This window comes from Paenibacillus sp. ACRSA, from assembly GCF_022346845.1.
Lineage (GTDB): Bacteria > Bacillota > Bacilli > Paenibacillales > Paenibacillaceae > Paenibacillus.
On record NZ_JAKRNP010000016.1, the window covers coordinates 1 to 22,175 of the forward strand.

Annotated in this window: 16 protein-coding genes and 3 tRNA genes; 15 read left to right on the plus strand and 4 right to left on the minus strand. The window is 43.6% G+C overall.

Features of this window, described 5'->3' with window-relative positions:
- The first annotated feature begins 35 nt into the window (after positions 1-35).
- From MH215_RS25850 to MH215_RS25860, 3 genes are all read left to right on the plus strand, one after another.
- A tRNA-Arg gene (locus MH215_RS25850) sits at positions 36-112 on the plus strand.
- A gap of 17 nt (positions 113-129) precedes the next feature.
- Positions 130-203, plus strand: a tRNA-Pro gene (locus MH215_RS25855).
- A 10-nt stretch (positions 204-213) separates the two neighbouring features.
- Positions 214-284, plus strand: a tRNA-Gly gene (locus MH215_RS25860).
- A gap of 331 nt (positions 285-615) precedes the next feature.
- Here the strand turns inward: MH215_RS25860 and MH215_RS25865 are convergent.
- A complete protein-coding gene (locus MH215_RS25865) occupies positions 616-936 on the minus strand; it encodes a WGxxGxxG family protein (protein WP_056693039.1) in 321 nt (106 codons plus the stop codon).
- Positions 937-1,581: 645 nt separating this feature from the next.
- Between MH215_RS25865 and ppc the strand changes: the two genes are divergently transcribed.
- The 7 genes from ppc to glmS all read left to right on the plus strand — a co-directional run bounded on the left by ppc (position 1,582) and on the right by glmS (position 12,937).
- Positions 1,582-4,374, plus strand: a complete 2,793-nt coding sequence (gene ppc / locus MH215_RS25870; protein ID WP_056693042.1) for a phosphoenolpyruvate carboxylase — start codon at positions 1,582-1,584, stop codon at positions 4,372-4,374.
- Between the two features lie 269 nt (positions 4,375-4,643).
- On the plus strand, positions 4,644-5,210 hold the full coding sequence (gene sigW / locus MH215_RS25875; protein ID WP_056693475.1) for an RNA polymerase sigma factor SigW: 567 nt from the start codon (positions 4,644-4,646) through the stop codon (positions 5,208-5,210).
- 133 nt (positions 5,211-5,343) lie between these two features.
- On the plus strand, positions 5,344-5,958 hold the full coding sequence (locus tag MH215_RS25880; protein ID WP_056693045.1) for a zf-HC2 domain-containing protein: 615 nt from the start codon (positions 5,344-5,346) through the stop codon (positions 5,956-5,958).
- A gap of 424 nt (positions 5,959-6,382) precedes the next feature.
- Positions 6,383-7,222 carry a diadenylate cyclase CdaA gene (gene cdaA, locus MH215_RS25885; RefSeq protein ID WP_056693047.1) on the plus strand — a complete coding sequence of 280 codons (840 nt, stop codon included), beginning with the start codon at positions 6,383-6,385 and terminating at the stop codon, positions 7,220-7,222.
- On the plus strand, positions 7,215-8,705 hold the full coding sequence (locus tag MH215_RS25890) for a CdaR family protein (protein WP_239293886.1): 1,491 nt from the start codon (positions 7,215-7,217) through the stop codon (positions 8,703-8,705). The genes cdaA and MH215_RS25890 overlap by 8 nt, the downstream gene beginning before the upstream one ends.
- A 288-nt stretch (positions 8,706-8,993) precedes the next feature.
- The gene (gene glmM / locus MH215_RS25895; RefSeq protein ID WP_239293887.1) at positions 8,994-10,334 is read left to right on the plus strand and encodes a phosphoglucosamine mutase; all 1,341 of its coding nucleotides are present in this window, start codon (positions 8,994-8,996) and stop codon (positions 10,332-10,334) included.
- A gap of 770 nt (positions 10,335-11,104) precedes the next feature.
- Complete coding sequence (gene glmS, locus MH215_RS25900) at positions 11,105-12,937, plus strand: glutamine--fructose-6-phosphate transaminase (isomerizing) (protein WP_056693061.1); 1,833 nt, start codon at positions 11,105-11,107, stop codon at positions 12,935-12,937.
- A gap of 404 nt (positions 12,938-13,341) precedes the next feature.
- Here glmS and MH215_RS25905 read toward each other — a convergent pair whose 3' ends face one another.
- Entirely contained in the window at positions 13,342-13,992 is a 651-nt protein-coding gene (locus tag MH215_RS25905; RefSeq protein ID WP_239293888.1) for a nitroreductase family protein, read from the minus strand.
- Between the two features lie 121 nt (positions 13,993-14,113).
- Here MH215_RS25905 and MH215_RS25910 point away from each other — a divergent pair, with 121 nt between their 5' ends.
- Positions 14,114-14,479 (plus strand): helix-turn-helix domain-containing protein, encoded by a 366-nt coding sequence (locus MH215_RS25910; protein WP_239293889.1) that lies wholly within the window; start codon positions 14,114-14,116, stop codon positions 14,477-14,479.
- A 17-nt stretch (positions 14,480-14,496) separates the two neighbouring features.
- Here the strand turns inward: MH215_RS25910 and MH215_RS25915 are convergent, their stop codons facing one another.
- Complete coding sequence (locus MH215_RS25915) at positions 14,497-15,003, minus strand: hypothetical protein (protein ID WP_239293890.1); 507 nt, start codon at positions 15,001-15,003, stop codon at positions 14,497-14,499.
- Between the two features lie 282 nt (positions 15,004-15,285).
- Positions 15,286-16,485 (minus strand): right-handed parallel beta-helix repeat-containing protein, encoded by a 1,200-nt coding sequence (locus MH215_RS25920; protein WP_239293891.1) that lies wholly within the window; start codon positions 16,483-16,485, stop codon positions 15,286-15,288.
- Between the two features lie 351 nt (positions 16,486-16,836).
- Here MH215_RS25920 and MH215_RS25925 point away from each other — a divergent pair, with 351 nt between their 5' ends.
- The 4 genes from MH215_RS25925 to MH215_RS25940 all read left to right on the plus strand — a co-directional run bounded on the left by MH215_RS25925 (position 16,837) and on the right by MH215_RS25940 (position 22,161).
- The gene (locus tag MH215_RS25925) at positions 16,837-17,757 is read left to right on the plus strand and encodes a methyl-accepting chemotaxis protein (RefSeq protein WP_239293892.1); all 921 of its coding nucleotides are present in this window, start codon (positions 16,837-16,839) and stop codon (positions 17,755-17,757) included.
- Between the two features lie 352 nt (positions 17,758-18,109).
- Positions 18,110-19,822, plus strand: coding sequence for a spore germination protein (locus tag MH215_RS25930; RefSeq protein ID WP_239293893.1), 1,713 nt, complete (start codon positions 18,110-18,112; stop codon positions 19,820-19,822).
- 33 nt (positions 19,823-19,855) lie between these two features.
- Complete coding sequence (locus MH215_RS25935) at positions 19,856-20,962, plus strand: GerAB/ArcD/ProY family transporter (protein WP_275446340.1); 1,107 nt, start codon at positions 19,856-19,858, stop codon at positions 20,960-20,962.
- On the plus strand, positions 20,959-22,161 hold the full coding sequence (locus tag MH215_RS25940; RefSeq protein ID WP_239293894.1) for a Ger(x)C family spore germination protein: 1,203 nt from the start codon (positions 20,959-20,961) through the stop codon (positions 22,159-22,161). The genes MH215_RS25935 and MH215_RS25940 overlap by 4 nt, the downstream gene beginning before the upstream one ends.
- Positions 22,162-22,175: the final 14 nt, after the last annotated feature.

Genomic DNA, 22,175 nt, shown 5'->3' on the forward strand with positions numbered 1-22,175 from the left:
TCGCGGGTTCGATTCCCGTCTTCCGCTCCATATTTGCGCCCTTAGCTCAGCTGGATAGAGCGTTTGACTACGAATCAAAAGGCCGGGAGTTCGAATCTCTCAGGGCGCGCCATTATTTTTTATATATATCGGGATGTAGCTCAGCTTGGTAGAGCACCTGGTTTGGGACCAGGGGGTCGCATGTTCAAATCGTGTCATCCCGATTTATCGTATGCGGGTGTAGTTCAATGGTAGAACTTTAGCCTTCCAAGCTAATAGCGTGGGTTCGATTCCCATCACCCGCTTAAATATTAAAGAAAAGTCCTGCATCTGCAGGGCTTTTTTTGATTTTAGTTTTTAATTCTTTATTGAGTATTGTAAAGGCTCTAAAGTTTTTGGTTTTAGAACTTTGGATCTTATGTTTTGGTTTTAGAGCTTTAGGCTTTATGTATATCCTCGTCTTTGAATCCAAGCTTAGTTATAATAGACAGAAGCCCTCTCTTATAAAAGAAAGGGCTTCTGTTACATTCATCTCATTTAAGTGGATGCAGCAGTCATAACACTTCGAGCATACGCTCATGAAGATGAATGGTCTAGACAATGTATAGCCGTTACCACGGTATTGAGCCGTATATTTTAACGGTGGTCGTGGTCAGTTGCTCTTTTACGCATGCCTGCCAACCCTAGAAGTCCAAGCAGACCAAGCCAGCCCCAGTCCATCCCGTTATCACGGTCTGTTGCGGCATTTGTACGAATGCTGTTGGTACGATAATCACCATTGCCAACGTTGTTAGCATTAGGATTTGTGTAATTGTTGTTTCTGTAGTTGCTGTTCTCATACTCTGTAGTCTGCTTAGTGCTGTGGTTCATGTTGTTTGTTGCTGTATGTGCAGAGGCAGATCCCGCAAGTGACACCGCTAGAGCAACAGAAGCAACGATTGTGCATACCTTTTTCATGATAATGAATCCTCCCTTCAGTTATGTGCTGCGAGTTTAATATCCCCAAAGGAAGCTATGTATTATGTAGTCATTCACACGTTAATAAAAACCATTTTTTTGTGGAAAATTTGGATAGGTTAAGATAGTGTCTGTTTTAGATCACGTATTTGTTCGATTAGGTAGCTGTTTTTTCCAAATAAGTGCTTATAGGTGCTCCCATGGCATAACACACAGAAAGGAAAGTTAAAAAAAATCTAGAATTTATTGCGTCACTGTGATAAAGTATACAAAAGCTTGCTTTGCCGGTCATGTTTCTTTGTGCAGCATCTTGCTTATACAATACAATAGTAAGGGTTTTGATACTCTTTGTTTGTACCCATATTCACATCATCTGGATTGTATATTTATGAATTTTAGAGTATAGGTATAAGTTTTGATTGGTATGAATAGTACGTGAAAAAGGTATCATGCAACAGCTATTGTCCATTAATTGAAGCAGAACAAGGAAATGCATAATAAAGCGCGTTTTTATGATCAAAATCGGGGTTAATCCCCATTTTTACTAGTAGAAAAATAAAGATTTTCGTACCATTTTATTGTATGATGTTATGAAGGTGTCAAATTTTCGTGTACGAATGCGAACGATCAGATGGGAGGATAAGCATGACTGAAACTATGGTAACCGCCAGCAAAAGCCAATCGAACAATCTGCTTCGGAGAGACGTGCGGTTCCTGGGTAACATACTCGGAGAAGTTCTAGTCCACCAAGGGGGCACAGAGCTTCTAGATATCGTTGAGAAGATTCGGGAAACGAGCAAATCGTTACGTGCAGAATTTTTGCCTGAACTGTATACAGAGTTCAAAACGATGATCCAGGAATTAGACTCGGAGAATCGCCACCAGGTAATTCGAGCTTTTGCAATTTATTTTCAATTAGTTAACATTGCTGAACAAAACCATCGGATCCGGCGTAAAAGGGATTATGAACGCTCTGCGGGAGATACTGTACAGCCAGGATCTATTGAGAAAGCCGTACAGGATCTGAAAGAACGTGGGTTGTCTCATAAGGAAGTTGAAGAGATTCTAGATGAATTGTCACTGGAACTAGTTATGACTGCTCATCCAACCGAGGCAATGCGCCGAGTGATTCTGGACATCCACAAACGGATATCAGAAGATGTCATGCTTCTTGATAATCCTACGCTAACGTTGCGTGAACGTGAGCAGTTGCGGGAGAAGCTGTTGAATGAGGTTATTACCCTCTGGCAAACAGACGAACTCCGTGACCGCAAACCGACTGTACTGGATGAAGTACGGAACGGGATGTATTACTTTCATGAAACGTTGTTCCACGTACTTCCGGACGTATATCAGGAGCTTGAACGCTGCCTGAATAAATTTTACCCTGACCATGACTGGCATGTGCCGACGTATTTGCGCTTCGGTTCCTGGATTGGTGGAGACCGGGACGGAAATCCTTCGGTAACTTCAGAGGTAACATGGCAAACGCTTCTGATGCAGCGCAAGCTCGCATTGCGTGAGTATCAGCGGATTATGATTGAATTGATGGGACATCTTAGCTTCAGCACTAATATTATTCATGTTTCCGATGAGCTGGTGCAGTCGATCGAGCAAGATCGCAACTGTGTCACATTGAAGAAAGTGGATATCTGGCGCAATGAGAAAGAGCCTTATCGCATCAAACTTGCCTATATGATTGCTAAATTAAATAATGTGCTTGATGAAAATAAAGAAGGTCAGCCAGACCGCTATAGTGGCGCTCAGGATCTGATTGATGATCTAATGATTATTGATCGCAGCTTGCGTCATCACTTCGCAGATTATGTGGCAGACACAACCATTCGCAAAATGATTCGCCAAGTTGAGTTGTTCGGTTTCCACACGGCTGCACTTGATGTACGTCAACATAGCAAAGAGCATGAAAATGCAATGTCAGAAATTCTGGCTAAAATGAACATTGTAGAAGATTATGCTCGCCTCACAGAGGATGGGAAAATCGATTTGCTTGCTCGATTGCTGGAAGATCCAAGGCCACTGACTTCCCCTTATCACCAATACAGTGAGGGAACGAAGGAATGTCTGGATGTCTTCCGTACAATTAAACGGGCTCAAAACGAATACGGTGCAAACTGTATCACAAGTTACCTCATCAGTATGACGCAAGGTGCAAGTGATCTTCTCGAGGTAATGGTATTCGCAAAAGAAGTAGGCTTGTTCCGTAAAGGACCAAATGGAGAAGTTGAATCTACGCTTCAGGCAGTTCCTTTGTTTGAAACGATTGATGACCTTCACGCTGCTTCCGAGATCATGCAGAAGTTGTTCAACCTTCCGGTATACCGCGCAAGCGTAAGTGCCCGAAATGAACTGCATGAGATTATGCTTGGATACTCAGACAGTAATAAGGATGGCGGAGTAGTTACTGCGAACTGGGAGTTGCGTGTAGCAATGAACGCGATTACGGCAGTGGGTAACGAACATGGCGTCAAACTGAAATTCTTCCACGGACGTGGAGGTGCTCTAGGACGTGGAGGTATGCCACTCAACCGTAGTATCTTGGCTCAACCACCACATACCATTGGGGGCGGCATTAAGATTACGGAGCAGGGTGAGGTTATCTCGTCACGTTACTCTCTCCAAGGGATCGCATACCGCAGTTTAGAGCAGGCGACTTCGGCACTGATTACGGCTGCACTCAACGGATTGGAGCCACAAGAGTCGGTATCTGAACAGCAGTGGGATAACATCATTAGAGAGATCTCTGAAGTATCACTGACGAAGTATCAAGATCTTATTTTCCGTGATCCAGATTTCTTCAACTTTTTCAAGGAATCAACACCGCTGCCTGAGGTGGGTGAGCTTAACATTGGTTCTCGTCCATCCAAACGGAAAAATAGCGATAAATTTGAGGATCTTAGAGCAATCCCTTGGGTATTCGCTTGGACTCAAAGTCGTTACTTGCTCCCGGCATGGTATGCGGCAGGAACGGGACTACAAAGTTTCTATCAGGATAAAGAGGAAAACCTTGCTGTTCTGAAAGAAATGTATGCAAACTTCCCATTCTTCCGTACATTGATTGATACGGTTCAAATGGCCGTTGCCAAAGCAGACCTTGTTATTGCCAAAGAATACTCTGCGATGACATCCAACAAAGAAGCACGGGATCGCATTTATGGCCAGATCGAAACAGAGTTTAAGCTGACGAAAGAGCTTATCTTGAAGATTACGGGTGAGACTGAGATTCTGAATGACGTACCAGTTATCCAGGAATCCATTAGGCTGCGTAACCCATATGTGGATCCATTGTCCTATATGCAAGTACAGCTTCTAAGTGAACTGAGAGATATGCGTGAACGTGGCGAAGATGACACAGAGCTACTTCGTGAAGTGTTGCTTACCATCAATGGTATTGCTGCAGGTCTCCGGAACACAGGCTGATATAACAAGTTAGAGGATTATTTTGGAATGAGTTATTCATTCGAAACCGCATATGTTTGTACAGTAAAATAAAGCGTTCTCTCTTCAGTTTCAGCGAGAGATAAGACGGGACTCCAAATGGAGTTCCCGTTTTTACTGTTTTTGGCCGATATTTTGTAGCACAGTCTTGATTTTTGACCAAAGTTGATTTACGATTTGATTGGTGAATCACAAGTGTGGACGGGTATCAGAAGGCGGAAGACCCATCAGCATGTCTGGGGGAATTAGAGGTGGACAATTTAGAGAACAGGCTACTAAAGCTGGTGCTTAAGGGTGATCAGCGAGCCTTTGCAGAGATCGTTGAATTATATAAGGACAAACTGTTTCATTTGGCATACCGGATGCTGAACAACCGTCATGAGGCTGAAGACGTTGTACAGGAGACGTTTTTGCGTGTGTTTCGAAATATGGAGAAATATGATCCGAATCAGAAGTTTTCCACCTGGATCTACCGGATCGCGACGAACTTGTGTATCGACCGGCTGCGCAGGAAGAAGCCTTCTTACTCTTTGGATGCGGAGTTGAATGATCAGGAAGGATCTGACGGTTATGCGATGCTCCCAAGTGATGATCGTACTCCTGAGAGCGAAGCGCTATTGTCTGAAACGCAAACACTCATTCGTGAGGCCATTGACAGTTTACCCGCCAAATATAAATCAGTGATGATTTTAAGATATTTACAGGACTTGTCGTTACAGGAAATCAGTGATGTCACGGGCATGCCCGTAACAACGATCAAAACACGTGTACACCGTGGTCGTGATTTTTTACGCAAAAAATTAGAATATAAGCTGTAATTGCTCATTTCAAATTTTGGGCGAAATTATTTGAAACATATCCGAAACGGATGCGTATGTAATGTATGCAAGTCTTATGTATGCTTTTTACAGATGCAAGGACTAAGTGATTGAAGAAAGGATTGGCTCTCATATGGATTGCAACTCGGCCGTCTCTTTAATGCATGAATGTTTGGATGAGTCGTTGTCCCCGGCACAGAAGATTGAACTGAAAGGTCATCTTGTAACGTGTCCGGAGTGTCGCATGCGCTTTAAAGAGTTAGAACAGACGGAAATGCTCCTTTTTGCCATGAAACATTATTCACCGTCTGCCTCGGATGAGCTGACCAATCGAATTATGAACGCTCTGCCCCAGCCCAAGAAACAGCAGTTTTGGCTCAAATGGGTCAAAGGACATCCCGCGCTGACGGCGGCAGCCTTCTTTTTGGTCGTGATGCTCTTTAGTGCTTGGAGTTTCTGGGATCAGAATAACGAAATGGTCGTTAAAGGGAATAATCTGGATCAGATCGTCATTGAAGGAAACACGGTTATTATTCCGGCAGGCAAGTCAATTGCGGGCGATCTTACTATAGAGAATGGAACCGCCCAGGTATACGGTGACGTAGACGGCAATTTGACGATCATCGACGGACAATTGTTTCAGGCATCAACAGCGCATATCTCTGGTCAGGTAAAAAGTATCGATCAGGCGCTAGATTGGTTCTGGTACAAAATAACCAATATGGTGAACGAAGTAGCTTACCGCTAGAACACGGTGAATTCTTCAATGGTAAATACCAAGCAGGGTACCTCAAGATTGCATGGGGTACTCTTTTTTTATATGGATGAACTGTATTGGTTGAATTTGCATGGTTTATGTAAAGTTTGTGACCCCGTAACTTGCAACCTGAACGTGAACGTTATAACCTAGATACTAAAGAGAACATACTACTACATATAGATAAGCACTTGCATAAATCCTAAGAGCGCCTCTCCATTAGCCAGAGCTAGATCTGGTGTGTGTATTCAACTAAGCGTTAGTGGAATTAGGGCACTTCTTACAAGTCACTTCAATACTCGAAGCGAACGGATGGAATATTGCAAAGTGCAGAGATAAAGGATTACTTAAAATCCTAATGGGTTAATATGAGATCAGGGTTTTACTCATCAATGGGGATAGCGGGGGCTGGCTTATGAATTATTTTGCTGACTTAACGTGGAAAGAGTCCATTAAGGACGTTATCGATATATTGATTGTTACCTATATTATGTACAAACTGATTCTGCTTGTACGGGGTACGCGTGCGGTTCAGCTTCTCAAAGGGATTCTATTCCTTGTGCTGATCTGGGCTCTAAGCACGTGGCTGAACCTGTATACACTCAAGTGGTTGATGAACCAGATGTTTACGTTTGGTGTCGTTGCTGTGTTTATTATCTTCCAACCGGAGCTTCGTCGTGGTCTGGAGCAATTGGGACGAGGTAAGCTATTTGGACGTTCAGCGGCAGCGAGTGATGAAGAATTAACCGTGTTAATCGGTGAGATTATTAAGTCTGTGAATTATTTGTCACGACGTAAAATTGGTGCACTCGTTGTATTTGAACGGGAAACCGGTCTCAATGATTACACCGAATCAGGCATACAGATGCAATCTCTCGTCAGCTCGGAGCTGATGATTAATATTTTCATTCCAAATACACCATTACATGATGGTGCGGTCATTATTCAGGGTAAACAGATTTCTGCGGCAGCCTGTTATTTGCCTTTATCCGAGAATCCGTTTATCAGCAAAGAACTGGGTACACGTCACCGTGCAGCGATCGGTATTACCGAGGTTGCAGATGCCGTATGTTTGGTTGTTTCTGAGGAGACTGGCCAAGTATCGCTGGCAATGAATGGACAAGTGGTGCGTGACATTAAGGAAGAATCACTCATTGCGAAACTGTATGAGGAGCTGCGCCCTACATCCAATCTGAACAAAAAGAATGGTTGGACTACCTTCTGGAAACGGAAGGGGGGACGTAACAATGGATAAATGGTTCAATAACAATAACTTTGCGAAAATTCTTGCCCTAGCGGTCAGTTTACTGCTCTGGTTCATGATTCATCTCGACGAGGTTCCAACTACGCCGACCATTGCAACCGGGTCAACAAGTCGTATTGTGGAGCGTACGGTGCCTGTCCAGCCTTATGGACTAGACAGCAATTCGTATGTACTTACATCCTTAAGTACGGATGAGGTTCGTTTAGAGATCAAAGGACAGCGTTCTATGTTAACCTCTATTTTTACGAATGATGATTACAAAGTGCTTGTGGATCTCAGCGAGGTGAAGGATGGCTCGAATACGTTACCACTTGTACCCGATCTGCCATCAGGCGTTGAGGTCGTCAGCATGGAGCCTTCCATGGTCACGGTGAACGTGGAAAAACTGGGCACCAAATCCTTCAATGTGAATATTGTACCCGAAGGAGAACCATCCGCTGGATACAGTGCTGGAACGCCTGTGGTTGAACCTTCAGGCGCAGTTAAGGTAACTCTCCCCGAAGGACAATTGGAGGCTGTAGCGAAGGTTCAGGGCAGTGTGAGCGTGAAGGATGCGAAGGATGATATAACGCAGAAAAAAGTGAAGCTTCAAGCATATGATGCAGAAGGCAAGGTAATCGATAATGCAGTTATCTCACCGGAAACGGTGGAAGTGCGAGTTCCGGTTAATCAGCCCTATACATCTATACCCTTGAGGATCAAATATTCGGGACAGCTCCCGGAAGGATTGGTACTGTCTAAGGTAGAACCTAACGTGAAAGAAGTCTCGGTTTATGGAACAGAGGAGGCGCTTGCGGGTATCCGGTCCTACGACCAACTAACCCTGGATCTTACTCAGTTTGAACAAGCCGGGGAATCGACAGTTAACCTGGACTTGACGCCGCCTCCCGGTTTTGAGAAAATCGAGCCTAGTTCGATTCAGCTTAAGGTAACTGTAGCGCCATACGATGAAAAAGAAGAGACGACCAAAGTCTTTCCGAACGTACCGATAACCCTCACGGGGATCGGAAACGGATTGGATAGTGAATTGGTTACACCCAAGAGTGGTGGGCTCAACATCACACTCAAGGGTTCTTCAAGTATGCTCGAAGGTTTGAGCAGCGATGATATCAAGCTGTCCGCAGATCTTCATGGTTTAGCAGTGGGTAATCACGAGGTTCAGGTGACCGCCGATCTGCCACGATTTGCCGAACTCGATGAAACATCCAATGATTTGAGTGCCACGGTCAAAATTACTGAAAAAGCGGATGAAACTACGGTTACTCCTGGCGAAGATGCCACGGATGAAGATACGGTGGGACCGGAGCCTTCACCTGTAGAAGTGGAGAATGGTGATACTACGGAGACTGCTCCTGAAGAGGAAGAAACCGAATCGAATACGGAAACACAGGAGCAGACTCCACAAGGCAACGTACCGAATCGGGGAAATACGAATAGCAATAGTAACGCAAACAGTAGTGGATCGAATCCATAGGGATTCGAATCGTCAATTTGAATATTAGTGCGTGTTCAAAAAGGTCGGTTTTCAGTACCGAGAAGATGGGATGAAGTTAGAAATGGAGTAGCGGAGCGTAGATTAAGCTACGTGAGCAACTACATTGTTTCTGAAAGAAACAAACTTCGTAAGCATCCACTTATTTCGGATGAATTTCATATTCGACGCTGAGATGCCGAGGCATCCTTCGTAATCAAAAGGGGACTTTTTGAACAACCTCTATTACATTTTATGCTCTTATATGATGCGAATAAAAGGAGTTAGATCATGGGGAAATATTTTGGTACAGACGGTGTAAGAGGGGTTGCTAATAAAGAACTAACAGCAGAACTTGCGTATAGCATTGGACGTTGTGGGGGTTACGTACTTGCAGGTGGCGTGGAAAGACCGAAAGTAGTCATTGGTATGGATACTCGGATCTCGGGTCTCATGCTTGAATCTGCACTTGTGGCAGGTCTGTTGTCCATTGGTGCAGATGTCATTCGAATCGGTGTGGTATCCACTCCTGGTGTTGCATATCTTACACGTGTATTGAAGGCCGATGCGGGTGTTATGATCTCTGCTTCACACAATCCGGTTGAGGATAACGGGATTAAGTTCTTTGGTGGAGATGGTTTCAAGCTGTCGGACGAGACAGAAAACCGGATCGAAGAACTAATGGATGCGGAGACAGACCAATTGCCACGTCCTGTAGGTGGTGGTCTAGGTACGGTGACTGTTGAAGAGCAGTCTAGATTCCGCTATTTGGATTTCTTGAAAACAACCGTTAATGAATCGTTCTCTGGACTCAAAGTTGTGCTCGACTGTGCGAACGGAGCTGCCTATGAACTGGCACCGAAATTGTTCAGTGAACTAGGTGCAGAAGTCATTGCAATTGGTGCTGAGCCTAACGGCCTGAATATTAATGAGCAATGTGGGTCTACACATCCAGAGCATTTGAAACAAGAGGTGCTCAAACACAAGGCAGACCTTGGTCTTGCTTTTGACGGTGATGCGGATCGACTGATTGCGATTGATGAGACAGGTGCAGAAGTGGATGGGGACTTCATCCTGTGTATCTGTGGAGATGCGATGAACCGTGCCGGCAAACTGAAGGATAGTACTGTTGTATCCACCGTAATGAGTAATATCGGGTTCTACAAAGCCACAGAGAAGCTGGCACTCAAAACAGCTAAGACGGCGGTAGGTGACCGTTATGTGATGGAGGAGATGCGCCGCGGTGGGTATAACCTGGGCGGAGAGCAATCTGGTCATGTTATTTTCCTGGACTACAATACAACGGGTGACGGCATGCTGACTGCGATTCAACTCGTGGATACACTGAAGGCATCTGGCAAAAAACTGAGCGAACTGAAATCACTCATGACTCAGTACCCACAGGTATTGGTCAATGTGCGTGTTCAGGATAAGAGTAAATATGAAGGCAATACCGCAATTGGGGAAGCTATTGCCGTTGTTGAGAAACAGCTTGGTGATAACGGCCGCGTACTCGTACGTGCCTCAGGTACCGAGTCACTGATTCGTGTCATGGCGGAAGGGCCGGATAAGGTAGAACTGGAGCAATTTGTAGCTCAAATTGCTGATGTCGTACAGAAAGAATTAGTATAATTCATCGTGAAACGATGATTGAAGGGATTATTTGGATCAATATATAGATCTGAGCGTATAGTCCCGAAGTATCGTCTCGATCGTAATGAAATAGAGTAATACATTCATAAACTCACATCCTGAACTGGTGAGACCATCGGTCTGTTTATACGGTCTAGGATGTGGGTAAATATGCTGAAATTGTCACAGGTACTTTGCTCCATTGCAAAATGAACCTGACGTGCATATAATGAGTGGAGTCGTCATTCAGACACAGAAAGTGAGGATCGTAAGGTATCAGTTACACAAGCGCCAGAGCTTGAAGTTGCGCGGGAAGCATCTTGCGTCACTATATCTAGGTTGAACATAGATATGGTCGAACAAGATCGACGGCAATCAAGCTGACGAGGTGGAGGTGTTCGGATTGTTCGGCGGGGACCTCCCGGTGATGCATCAGAGCCGTAAACCGGATTTTGCGGAAAATGGATGGGTGACTGTCCACACAACGCGTCGGTGGGTGCAGGATACAACTTAAAAATACAAATGAATGTGCACGAAGAGCACTACAGGTGCGCGCACGGGAAAATGATGTACATTCATGATTGCATTTATAACATTCATACCAGCTTATGATGACAGCGGAGCGGCAAGAGGCTGCTCTGATCATTGATAATTGAATAAGTAGCGAGTATTCATGAACCGTTAGGCAATCATTCATTTTTCCGCTATGCCGCGCCAACCAGTCTCTCTTCGTGACACAGTATTCATATACAAACGGAGGAACTTAAATTATGTGCGGTATTGTTGGATATATTGGTAATAAGAACACTCAATCGGTATTGGTCGAAGGTCTGAAGAAGCTCGAGTATCGTGGTTATGATTCTGCGGGTATTGCTGTATTTACACCAGAAGGTTTGCAAATCACCAAAGCGCTTGGACGTCTTGCGAACCTTGAAGCTAAACTGGAAGGTGCACCGCTGGTAGGTAATGCTGGAATCGGACATACACGTTGGGCAACTCATGGTAAACCTTCGGATGAAAACTCCCACCCACACACGGATGAGAGCCAGAAGTTCTCTGTTGTTCACAACGGTATTATTGAGAACTACTTGGATCTGAAGGATGAATTGATGGCAGAAGGCCACACATTCACTTCAGAGACGGATACGGAAGTTATCTCCCACTTGATTGCACGTGAGTACGATGGCGATATCGTTAAAGCAGTGCAAAAAGTAATCACGTTGATGCGTGGGGCATTCGCTCTGGGTGTACTGACTGAGTATGAGCCAGAGAAACTCGTAGCTGTGCGTCAAGCTAGCCCATTGATTATCGGTGTTGGTGAAGGTGAAAACTTTATTGGTTCCGATATCCCAGCGATTCTGGAGCATACACGTAACGTGTACATTCTGAACGATGGTGAGATGGCTGTATTGACACATGATGCTGTCGAATTGATGACGATTGAGGGCAATTTTATTTCTCGGGAAATGATTCATGTCGATTGGGATGCTGTAACCGCAGAAAAAGGCGGATTTGAGCACTTCATGCTTAAAGAAATTCATGAGCAACCAAAAGCATATCGTGATACAATGCTGGGTCGCATCGACAATGAAGGCAAAAAAGTTCAGTTGCCTGAGCTGAACATGACTGAAGAGCAAATTAAAAATATCCGTAACATTCAGATCATCGCTTGTGGTACTGCATACCATGCAGGTCTGGTTGGACGTACAATTATTGAGCAATTGGTACGTATTCCGGTAGAAACAGACGTTGCTTCGGAGTACCGTTATCGTTCACCAATCGTGAACAAAGATACCCTTGTAATCGTAGTAAGCCAATCTGGTGAAACTGCAGATACACTTGCTGCACTGCGTGAAGCACAGTCCAATGGCGCACACGTGTTGGCAGTAACAAACGTTGTGGGCAGCTCCATCGCTCGTGATGCAAATGATGTTATTGCAACGTTGGCAGGACCGGAAATTGCGGTTGCTTCCACGAAAGCATATACATCACAACTGATTGCTTTCAACCTGCTTGGTCTGTATCTGGCACAAGTACGTGGTACACAAACAGCAGAAGAAATCGAGCATATGCTTGCTGCAATGCAAGCTCTGCCTGAGCAAGTAGAATCCATGTTGGAGCAAGCTGATGCAATCAAAGGATATGCAGAGCAAATCTCCAAACATCAACATCTCTTCTTCATCGGCCGTGGTTTGGACTACGCTGTAGCACAAGAAGGTTCGTTGAAACTGAAAGAGATCTCCTACATCCACTCCGAAGCTTATGCTGCGGGTGAGTTGAAGCATGGTACACTCGCATTGATCGAGGACGGTATCCCTGTTATTGCTCTGGCAACACAGGAGAACGTGCTTGAGAAGACGGTGAGCAACATTAAGGAAGTTAAAGCGCGTGGCGCAGATGTACTGGCAATTACGTATGAAGAGCACGTAGCAAGCTTGTTGAAATCCGTTGACCAAGCATTTGCTATTCCGAAGACGTTGCCACTGCTGAGCCCGGCTCTGTCCGTTGTAGCTCTACAATTGCTTGCATACTATGCATCTCTTGCACTGGGTCACGATGTGGATAAACCACGTAACCTGGCGAAGAGTGTAACAGTTGAGTAATTTGGTTCACGTTTAAAGGGACACTATGAGCGACAAATATTTGCTCAGTCCCATGTAGGTATATAACTAAAAGCTCCTTACGACATTTGTCGTAAGGAGCTTTTTTTATGAGAGTAAGGAGCTGTCCGGAGTCATTTGATGATGACTTATAGGGATATAGCATTTAATTATATATGACATAACGTGAAATAATTAATTTTTACAAATTATCCAATTTTAAGACAAGTGAGGGGGATCATTGTTGCGATAGTTATATGATTGTTATTCAACTTTTATATTAACTATAAGCTAGGTTGCGTTCCTTGTCTTCGACATTGACAGTAGGTAATAACTCTCTTGAAAAGTACGTCTGAATCAAGACTAGCCTTAATCAAGAGTTCCTTTGAATCAAGAGTAATCTTGATTCAAGCCCAAGTTGTAATCGTATCAACCGAGAGGCGATAGGAAGGATATCCTGCTTTGGCTGCTTTACCGATGGAGATCAGCATGACAGGCTGGAATCTGGCTTTATCTAGGCCAAAGACTTCGGCGATCTGATCTTTATCGTAACCAGCCATAGGGTTGGTGTCGTAACCATGAGCACGGGCAACAAGCATGAGCTGCATGGCAATGAGTCCAGAGTCAATCAGGTTGATATCACGCAGATCAGATGTGCTCAAGCTATCATAATACGGTTTAGCCTGCCCGATCTGCATCTCCTTGATCTCTTGCGGCATATAACCAAGCTCCACAGATTTACTGAAAATCTCTTCCATGTATTCGATGTTGTGGGCATCATAGAATACGGCAATAAGAGCCGAAGAGGTTAGTGCCTGCGTCTGGTTAAACGAGGCTAGGGGTGCAATTTTCTGTTTCCCTTCAGCACTGTCAATAACGAGGAAACGCCATGGCTGCATGTTGATAGCAGATGGAGCACGGGAAGCCTTCGACAAGATTTCCGTCATTTCTTCGCGGGAAATTTTTACTTCGGGATCGTATTCTTTCACTGAACGACGTTCTAGAACGATCGAGTTAAAATCATTTGTTTTGCTAAAGTGGTCAGTCGTTGTATTCATGTAGGTTTCTCTCCTCTATAGGCATAATAGTGAGGTGTTAACTTTGTAATTCATCTCACTATGAGGAGTCTAAACTATGAAGTATACTTTATAGCAAGCAAATGAAATGAGGGTGACTTGAGTGAAAATTAACGAAGTATCTAAACGAATCAACCTTCCCATATCAACGCTCCGTTACTATGAGAAGGTTGGTATTATTACCGAGGAGTATGTGCTGAGAGATCAGAATAACTATCGCATATATACCCCAGATATCATTCAGCACTTGGAAGTTGTTAAGCAATGCTTGGCCGTTGGATTTACGATTCAGGATATAGAGTCCATGATCTCGAAGAATGGGTTCTCCGAAAGCGAACAAATATCTATTCTTAAAGAGAAAATATCTGAAATTGAAGAGGCTCAGCTCAAGTTAGAACATGCGAAACAAAGTCTTAACAATATTCTTAGTTCAAACATTACGTGTGAGGACGGCTTTGGGAAACACTAACGATAGGCATGTATAACTCATTGACTAAGTTCCGCAGAGACTTTCCAATCGGGCTCATCGGCTTGAACAAGCCATTTACCATCCACTTTCATCATCGTGAGCAACCCTTTGCTCGGAACCCGTTTAACCTCGTTCTCATCCTGGTCAAGCAGTACAAAGTCTAATGTATAATGCAGATCGTACGTGTTTTCAGTTGGCTGATTCAGTGGTTCGAACGCAAGATTTTCGGGCTTTAGGGATAATTGCTGCTTCTGTACAATAAGAAAGGGCAACGTTGTATAACGATTAAGCTCGGCTTTGGAATAATACTCGTCTGTAAGATATGGCTTGATTAATTTATTCCGTTCAAGGATCGACTCTTCTGAGAAAATATCCTCATGATATGAAACGGTGTATTCCACCTTTTTGTATGTTTCGCCAGCTTGGATTGCCTGGTTCACCTCTTTCGAATTATCGCATCCCGTAACCGCGGTAAGCAACACGATGAACATCGCCAATAAAGCCCCTTTTAATCGGAGTGTCATGATAATCTCCCCTCTCATGTATGTATAGTTTAATTTTACCATATTTGATACTTATATTATTGTTATTAATGAATTCACCAAATGAAAACAAAATCCCCTGCTCCCATAAAGGTAGCAGAGGGGATCTTATGATGTTACTTGTTGTATAGGCTATTCGCTACTCACATCAGCATCTGATGCATGTTTTTATATTTCTGTATTACTCTTTGGTTAATATTCTGCTATTTTGTTCTCTGTTTACTGTGTACTATATTGCTCTCTGAATTACGTCTGTCCCTTAGCTTAGCGATTACGGTTACCTGTATTTACGTTGCCGCTTCCACCCTCAATACTGATAGACTTGCCGGAGGTATCAGTAATATTGTTCTTAATTTCATTCGAGCTAGAGTTGGTAAGACGGATAGCGGTAATGGAGAAACCGGAATGGGTTGTCATCTCATTACCAATCACTTTGTTCTGGTTGGAGCCGTCTAGACGAATAACCGCATCTGGTTTAAGCGAAGTGTTAGTTTGGATGAATTCATTGTCTGTAAAGGTATTACCACTTGCCTGCACCAAGAGACCTTGAAGAGAGGCATTTTTGATTATATTTCCGAATACGTTATTTCCGGTTGCTCCTGTTAGTACAAAGATACCCCGTGGATAGTTCTCAATCACATTGTTTGTAATGGTGTTGTTGGCACCGTCATTAGGGATACGAATACCAGCATAGCCGTCTGATTGGTGGGTACGGTTAATGATCTGATTGCCAGACACGGTGGTATTGGTTGCGCGAGACAGGTTAATTCCACTACCGCCGCCCGAATTTGTAATTTGATTGTTTATAATTTGAACGTTGCTGAACTCACCAGCTGGGAAGCTTTCGTGTCCTGTCGCAATGGCATGTCCATTGTTGCGATCAAAGCGACTGTTGGTGATCTCGGAATCTTTCGTTCTACGTAGCAGGGCACCAATGGTTGTATCTCGGATTTCAATCTGGTCAAGTGTGAGGTGGGAGACCGGAATATCAATAATGATTCCACCCACCTGACTAGCGCCGCGAGCTTCCCGATTTTCACGATCGGCATCAATGGTCAGATTGGAGATTTTTACGTTGATACGATTGGATTGATTACGGAGAATCGGATTACCGATGACATATTGGCTAGAAGAGCCTGTTTTTTTGAAAATGGTTTGCCCAATCCCATCACCGGTCAGACTAACTCCGGCATATAACCGAATAGACTCATCGACATAGTATGTACCTTTTGGAAAATAAACGGTTCCTTCCATTCCTCGATCATAGAAATACTTCAATGCATTTTGAATTTCCTTCGTTTGTGCATTTTTTGAATTACTTTTGACCCCAAAATCGGTTGCCTTAATCACATTGTCGGCTGCTTGAACCACAGGCGTTCCGACTGTAGCCCCTTGAATAACAAAGGCGGTGGCGACAAGAAGCAGTAGGCCAACACGAACCTTTTTCTTTAAACCTTTAAACATATACCTATTCCCCCTGACCAATAAGTGAGATTTATCACAAAAATCCCCTTTTTTTATTGTCGGTTTTTAACCTAAGTTATTTAAGACGATGAGCGAATTAAAGTATTGGTACTAATCGAAATGCTATTGTATGATCAAGCCAACGATCTTTTATGTTCGATATCGATCTTCTGTTTGTAAAAATAATTGTTACGAAATCAGGTGAATAAGTGATCCAAAAGTCCCGAATCCGGGTATCATTAATATAGTTATCTTAAAATAATAGAGATACATATTATATGAAGTTTTATTTTAGCCTTTACCTGTTATTGTAAGAGCTTTCTATCATAGGATTAGAGTGGGGGATATGGCGTGTCTATAGTTGATGTGATGAAAAAAGATGTTGTGACGGATGAGTTAGTGATCAAAGCGATGGAGAAGAGTTTGGCGATTATTCGATTCGATATGAAACGCAAGGTTACATATGTGAATGATGTATTTGCCACAACGATGGGCTATCAAAAAGAAGAGATGTACGGCATGCAACATGAACAACTCTGTTTTGGAAGCTTTGTGAACAGTGTGGAATATGAGGCCTTCTGGGGTAGTATTTTCAGTGGAGTGAGCTTTCAGGATAAGGTAGAACGTAAGGATGCAAACGGCAATTCCGTGTGGCTTGAGGCTACCTATATGCCTGTTTATGATGAGAATAATCAGAAAATACTCGGTGTATCCAAAATAGCGACTAATATCACTAATCGCCAGAACAATTTATCAACAGTGGTTCATGAATTGAAAACGATGTCACATGAGCTGAGCGAGCAGGCAGATGGAGGAATCGGACGTAGTCAGGAATTAATGTCCAGTATTTCATATATTTCAGAGGTGTCCGCTCATAACCGCATGACATTGAGTCATTTACAGGAACAAGCAGGATCGATTCAAGGGGTGGTACAGACCATCCGTGAAATTGCATCACAGACACAGTTACTCGCCTTGAATGCAGCGATCGAGGCTGCACACGCGGGAGAGTATGGTAGAGGGTTCGATATTGTTGCCAAAGAAGTGAAGAAGCTATCGGGGATTGTAGAGAACTCAATTAATGAAATACGTGATAGCGTTACCGGCATTACCAAAGAGATCGGAAATATTGCGGGCGGAACTCAGAAGGTTGAAGATTACGTGGAACAGAGTAAAGAGAGGATTGAGATCGCCTTGAATGATTTTACGTCGATTGCTGAATCTGCTCAATTACTCGATGCCAAGGCGCAGCAAGTAACCAAAATCGTGTGATGAATCGCAAGGAAGTGTCCGATTGCAGATTCAATTATGCTATATCTGGCATGCCATTGAGTTACATAGGTTGATTTTATAAAAATATATGACTTGAATAATGGATGCGGTTCCTTGAGGGGAACCGTTTTTTGCTGTGTATTATTAGTCGAACGAGACGAGACAGTACACTTTTCTTTTTCATAGTCCTCATCTTGATCTTGCCATGATACTCATTCATAAGCTTTGAAGTTATGCAACATTGCTTCGCTCTACGAAGGTTTACAAAAACGGGAATGTTTGTGTGGAAACGGGGACACAATACTTTCGAATACCTGCAGCTTATCATGCAGAGAAATGTTGGGGTGAGAATATGTGGTCTACCATTGTTTCCTATGTGCCCGAATGGTCAGTATGGATTCAGGCCTTCTTGGTCATTATCATTCCCATTGGCATTACCCTGACTACACGGTGGATCAATGCTTCGATCAAGCGTGGTAGCTTCACTCGCTCCAATAAACCGTCGGTATCCCCAAAGGATATCTCACCAGCCGCCGCAGGGGTAGGGAGCGGAACGGAGACAGGACACTATGCCAATATTAAAATAACCGGTAAATACGATACAGATCTGATCAGTATTAAAGAAACCTTTGGTAAAAATGCAGATGTGCATCTTCGAGAATTCACGATTAGAGGTACGAATACACGGGTTGCTGTCATGTTTACCGAAGGTCTCACAGATATAAATTTAATGGATGAATACCTTATTAAATCATTGATGTTTGAAGGTGTACCTGAGCAGACTCAGGAGGAGTTTGTACAACATAATAACGCTGACTTCCTGGCGACGTATTTGAAGGAACAACTGCTTCCTGTAAGCCAAGTGCAGGAGACGACATCACTTCAGGAACTGTCTATTGGTGTACTGTTAGGCAAAAATGCATTGTTGGTGGATGGGCTACCTGGAGCCATGTTAATTGGAACGGCTAAGGGGAAAACGCGTGGTGTAGACGAGCCGTTATCCGAAGGCCTACTTCGCGGTCCTCGTATCGGTTTTACAGAGGAGTTAAGCGATAATACAGGGATTTTGCGTCGACATGGCAGTAATCAGAGTTTATTTATTCAAAAATATGAAGTAGGCACACGTGTCAAAAAAGATCTGGCGATTGCTTATATTCAGGATATTGCTGATCCTAAGCTTGTAGCTGAAGTACAGAAGCGAATTCAAGAGATGGATATGGATGATATGCTCGAATCAGGTTATGTGGAACAACTTATTGAAGATAGTACACTTAGTCCTTTCCAACAAATCTTGAACACGGAAAGACCTGACCGGGTGATGGGCGCTTTGCTTGAAGGCAGGGTAGCTATTTTGCTGGATGGGACACCCTTTGTCTTGGTAGTGCCTGTGACCTTTAGCATGCTGCTTCAATCGCCTGAGGATTATTACGAGCGCTGGATTCCTGGCACTTTTCTGAGAATGTTGCGTTTTATGTCCGCTATGCTTGCCTTGCTTGCTCCTGCTCTCTATATCTCTTTTATTTCATTCCATCCCGGGCTTATTCCAACCAAACTGGTATTGACGATAATCGAGACACGGACAGGAGTACCATTTCCTTCCCTCATTGAGGTATTAATTATGGAACTCTCCATTGAGATTCTGAGAGAAGCAGGAATTCGTCTGCCTAAACCGATTGGACCTGCGATGGGTATCGTAGGCGGTCTAATTATAGGTCAAGCTGCTGTACAGGCGGGAATTATAAGTCAGTTCCTCGTTATTGTCGTGGCGGTTACGGCGATATCTTCCTTTACGATTCCGGTGTACAGCGCCGGTTTAACACTGCGGATTTTAAGGTTTGCCGCGATGTTTAGCGCAGCTGTACTCGGATTATTCGGGGTAGTTATGTTCTTTCTACTCGTGTGTACACATCTGTCGCGACTCTCAAGCTTCGGCGTACCATATGTTGCACCAGCGGTTCCATATCACCTGGGTGAATGGAAGGATTTCTTCATCCGTGCTCCGCTCAATATGATGCGTAAACGCCCAATTATGACTAATCCAATAGATGAGGATCGTAAAAAATAAGTTATTTTACAAAAGGGCTGGAGGTGAAATGCATTGAATGAAGATAGCCCTCTAGGCAAAATCACGACAACGCAGGCCGTTGTAATTATTGTCAATTACATGCTGGGTGCCGGGATCTTGACGTTACCTCGTACGACCAGTAAAGCTGTTGGAACACCAGATGTCTGGATTTCCATTATTTTGGCTGGACTGATCGTTACAGGCATTGGTATTATCCTGGTCACTTTGTGCCGCCGCTTTCCAGGGAAGACCGTCTTCCAGTTCACCCGCGAGATCACGGGGAGCTGGATTGCTTACATATTGGGATGTGCCATGATTCTGTATTTCACGATTATTGCTGCATTCGAGATTAGAGTTATGGCGGATGTAACGGGAATGTATCTGCTTGAACGTACACCCACTTGGGCGATCGTAATGGTTTTTATGTGGATAGGTATCTATCTGATTTCTGGTGGTCTTGTCGTTATTGTGCGTGTATTTGAAATTATTTTGCCAATCACATTGCTAATATTTGTGATGGAAATTTTGCTTAGTAATCAGTTATTCGAGATTGGCAACCTGCGACCCGTACTTGGAGAGGGGATCATGCCCGTACTTAAAGGATTGAAACCCTCCTTATTATCTTATACAGGTTACGAGGTGATGTTTGTCATAACTGCTTATATGCAAAATCCGAAAAAAAGCAATAAGGCGATGACATGGGGATTGATGATTTCCACCATCGTTTATTTGATTACCGTTGTTATGGTTGTGGGTAGTCTGTCGCTGGATGGGATCAAAACGAGAACATGGCCGACGCTCGATTTGGTGAGAAGCTTCGAGATTCAAGGACTAATATTTGAGCGTTTCGAATCCTTATTGCTCGTAATTTGGATTATGCAGATTTTCTCAACAACAGTTATTACCCATTACTGCGCTTCAGTGGGGATACGTGATTTATTTCGTGCGAAAAAGATGCAAGTCATTATGTATGCACTGCTTCCGTTTATCTATATCACTGCATTGATGCCCAAAAATGTGGATCAGACCTTTGCACTAGGAGATATGCTGGGCAATGCATCTGTGTTTTTATTTGCTATCTTACCTCTGGTGTTGTTGGTAGTAAGTTTGATTCGCAAAAAAGGGGGTCAACATATATGATTCGATTCCATATGCTTGTACGTACAATCACTAGCTTATGTGTTCTGTTACTGTTATCCGGCTGTTGGAGCAGTAGGGAGATAGAGGAATTAAGTCTATATGTAGGGCTAGGTATTGATGTCGCCCAAGAGACAGAATTTGAGAAGAATGTCGCAGCTCAAGGGGGGGATTATGCGAAGCAGAAAGTGGTGACTGCAACGGTTCAGATCGCCCCAGGGTATGCGAGTGGTCAAAAAAGTGGACAATCGGGCTCTCCCGCTGCGGGTAAAACTTCTTATTCCAATGAACAGCTAACAGGAGATTCGATGCTGCAGATCTTTCGCCAGTTTGCATTACGACGAGATCGTCCACTCATCGGACATCATCTTAAGGTCATCGTAATATCGAAGGATATTGCGAAGAAATATGGTTTGGATCAACTGCTTGATTTTGTACTTCGGGATAATGATATTCGCCCAAATTGTCTGGTATTGATTAGCCATCATCGTGCTATTGATGTGCTCACTTCAGACGATCCTACACGAATTCCAGCTTTTTACCTCACGGGGATTAGCAATAACTCGTACTTGTCCAACAAAATTATGGAGCCTGTACCGTTAACCAAGTTAGACGCTCAGATGCAATCTGGTTCCAGTTTTTTGTTACAGAACGTACTTAGTTTTAAAGGTGAGGACAAATTCTCTGGAGCTAGCATTTTTAAGGGGGAAACTACCAAATTTATTGGTGAGCTGAACCAAACTGATCTGGAAGGGTTATCGTGGCTTATGTCCAAAGAACGAGGTGGTGTCATTAAGACATATAACAAACAAGGCTTCACTGTGTTATATGAGATCAAGAAGAAAAAAACTAAAATTACACCTAAAGTGGTGGGGAACGATATCTCATTTGACGTGAAGGCGGAATCTGAAGGTTGGCTGATGGAGGATTGGCGTGCGCCTGAAGAAGAAGAGAAGGGAGCTTACCTTCGAGAACTAGAGAAGAATTTTACGGATATGGCCGAACAACAAATTGATCAGGTGCTCCATAAACTTCAACATACCTACAAAGTAGACGTTGCTGATTTCCGTGATAGCTTACGGATCAAATACCCGAAAGTGTGGAAAAAGGTCAAAGATGACTGGGATGAAGTCTTCAGTACCGTGCCGATTACGTATAAGGTGAAGATAAATATTACGAGTCCGGGTTCTTCCACAGAGTAGTCGTACGAAAAGCC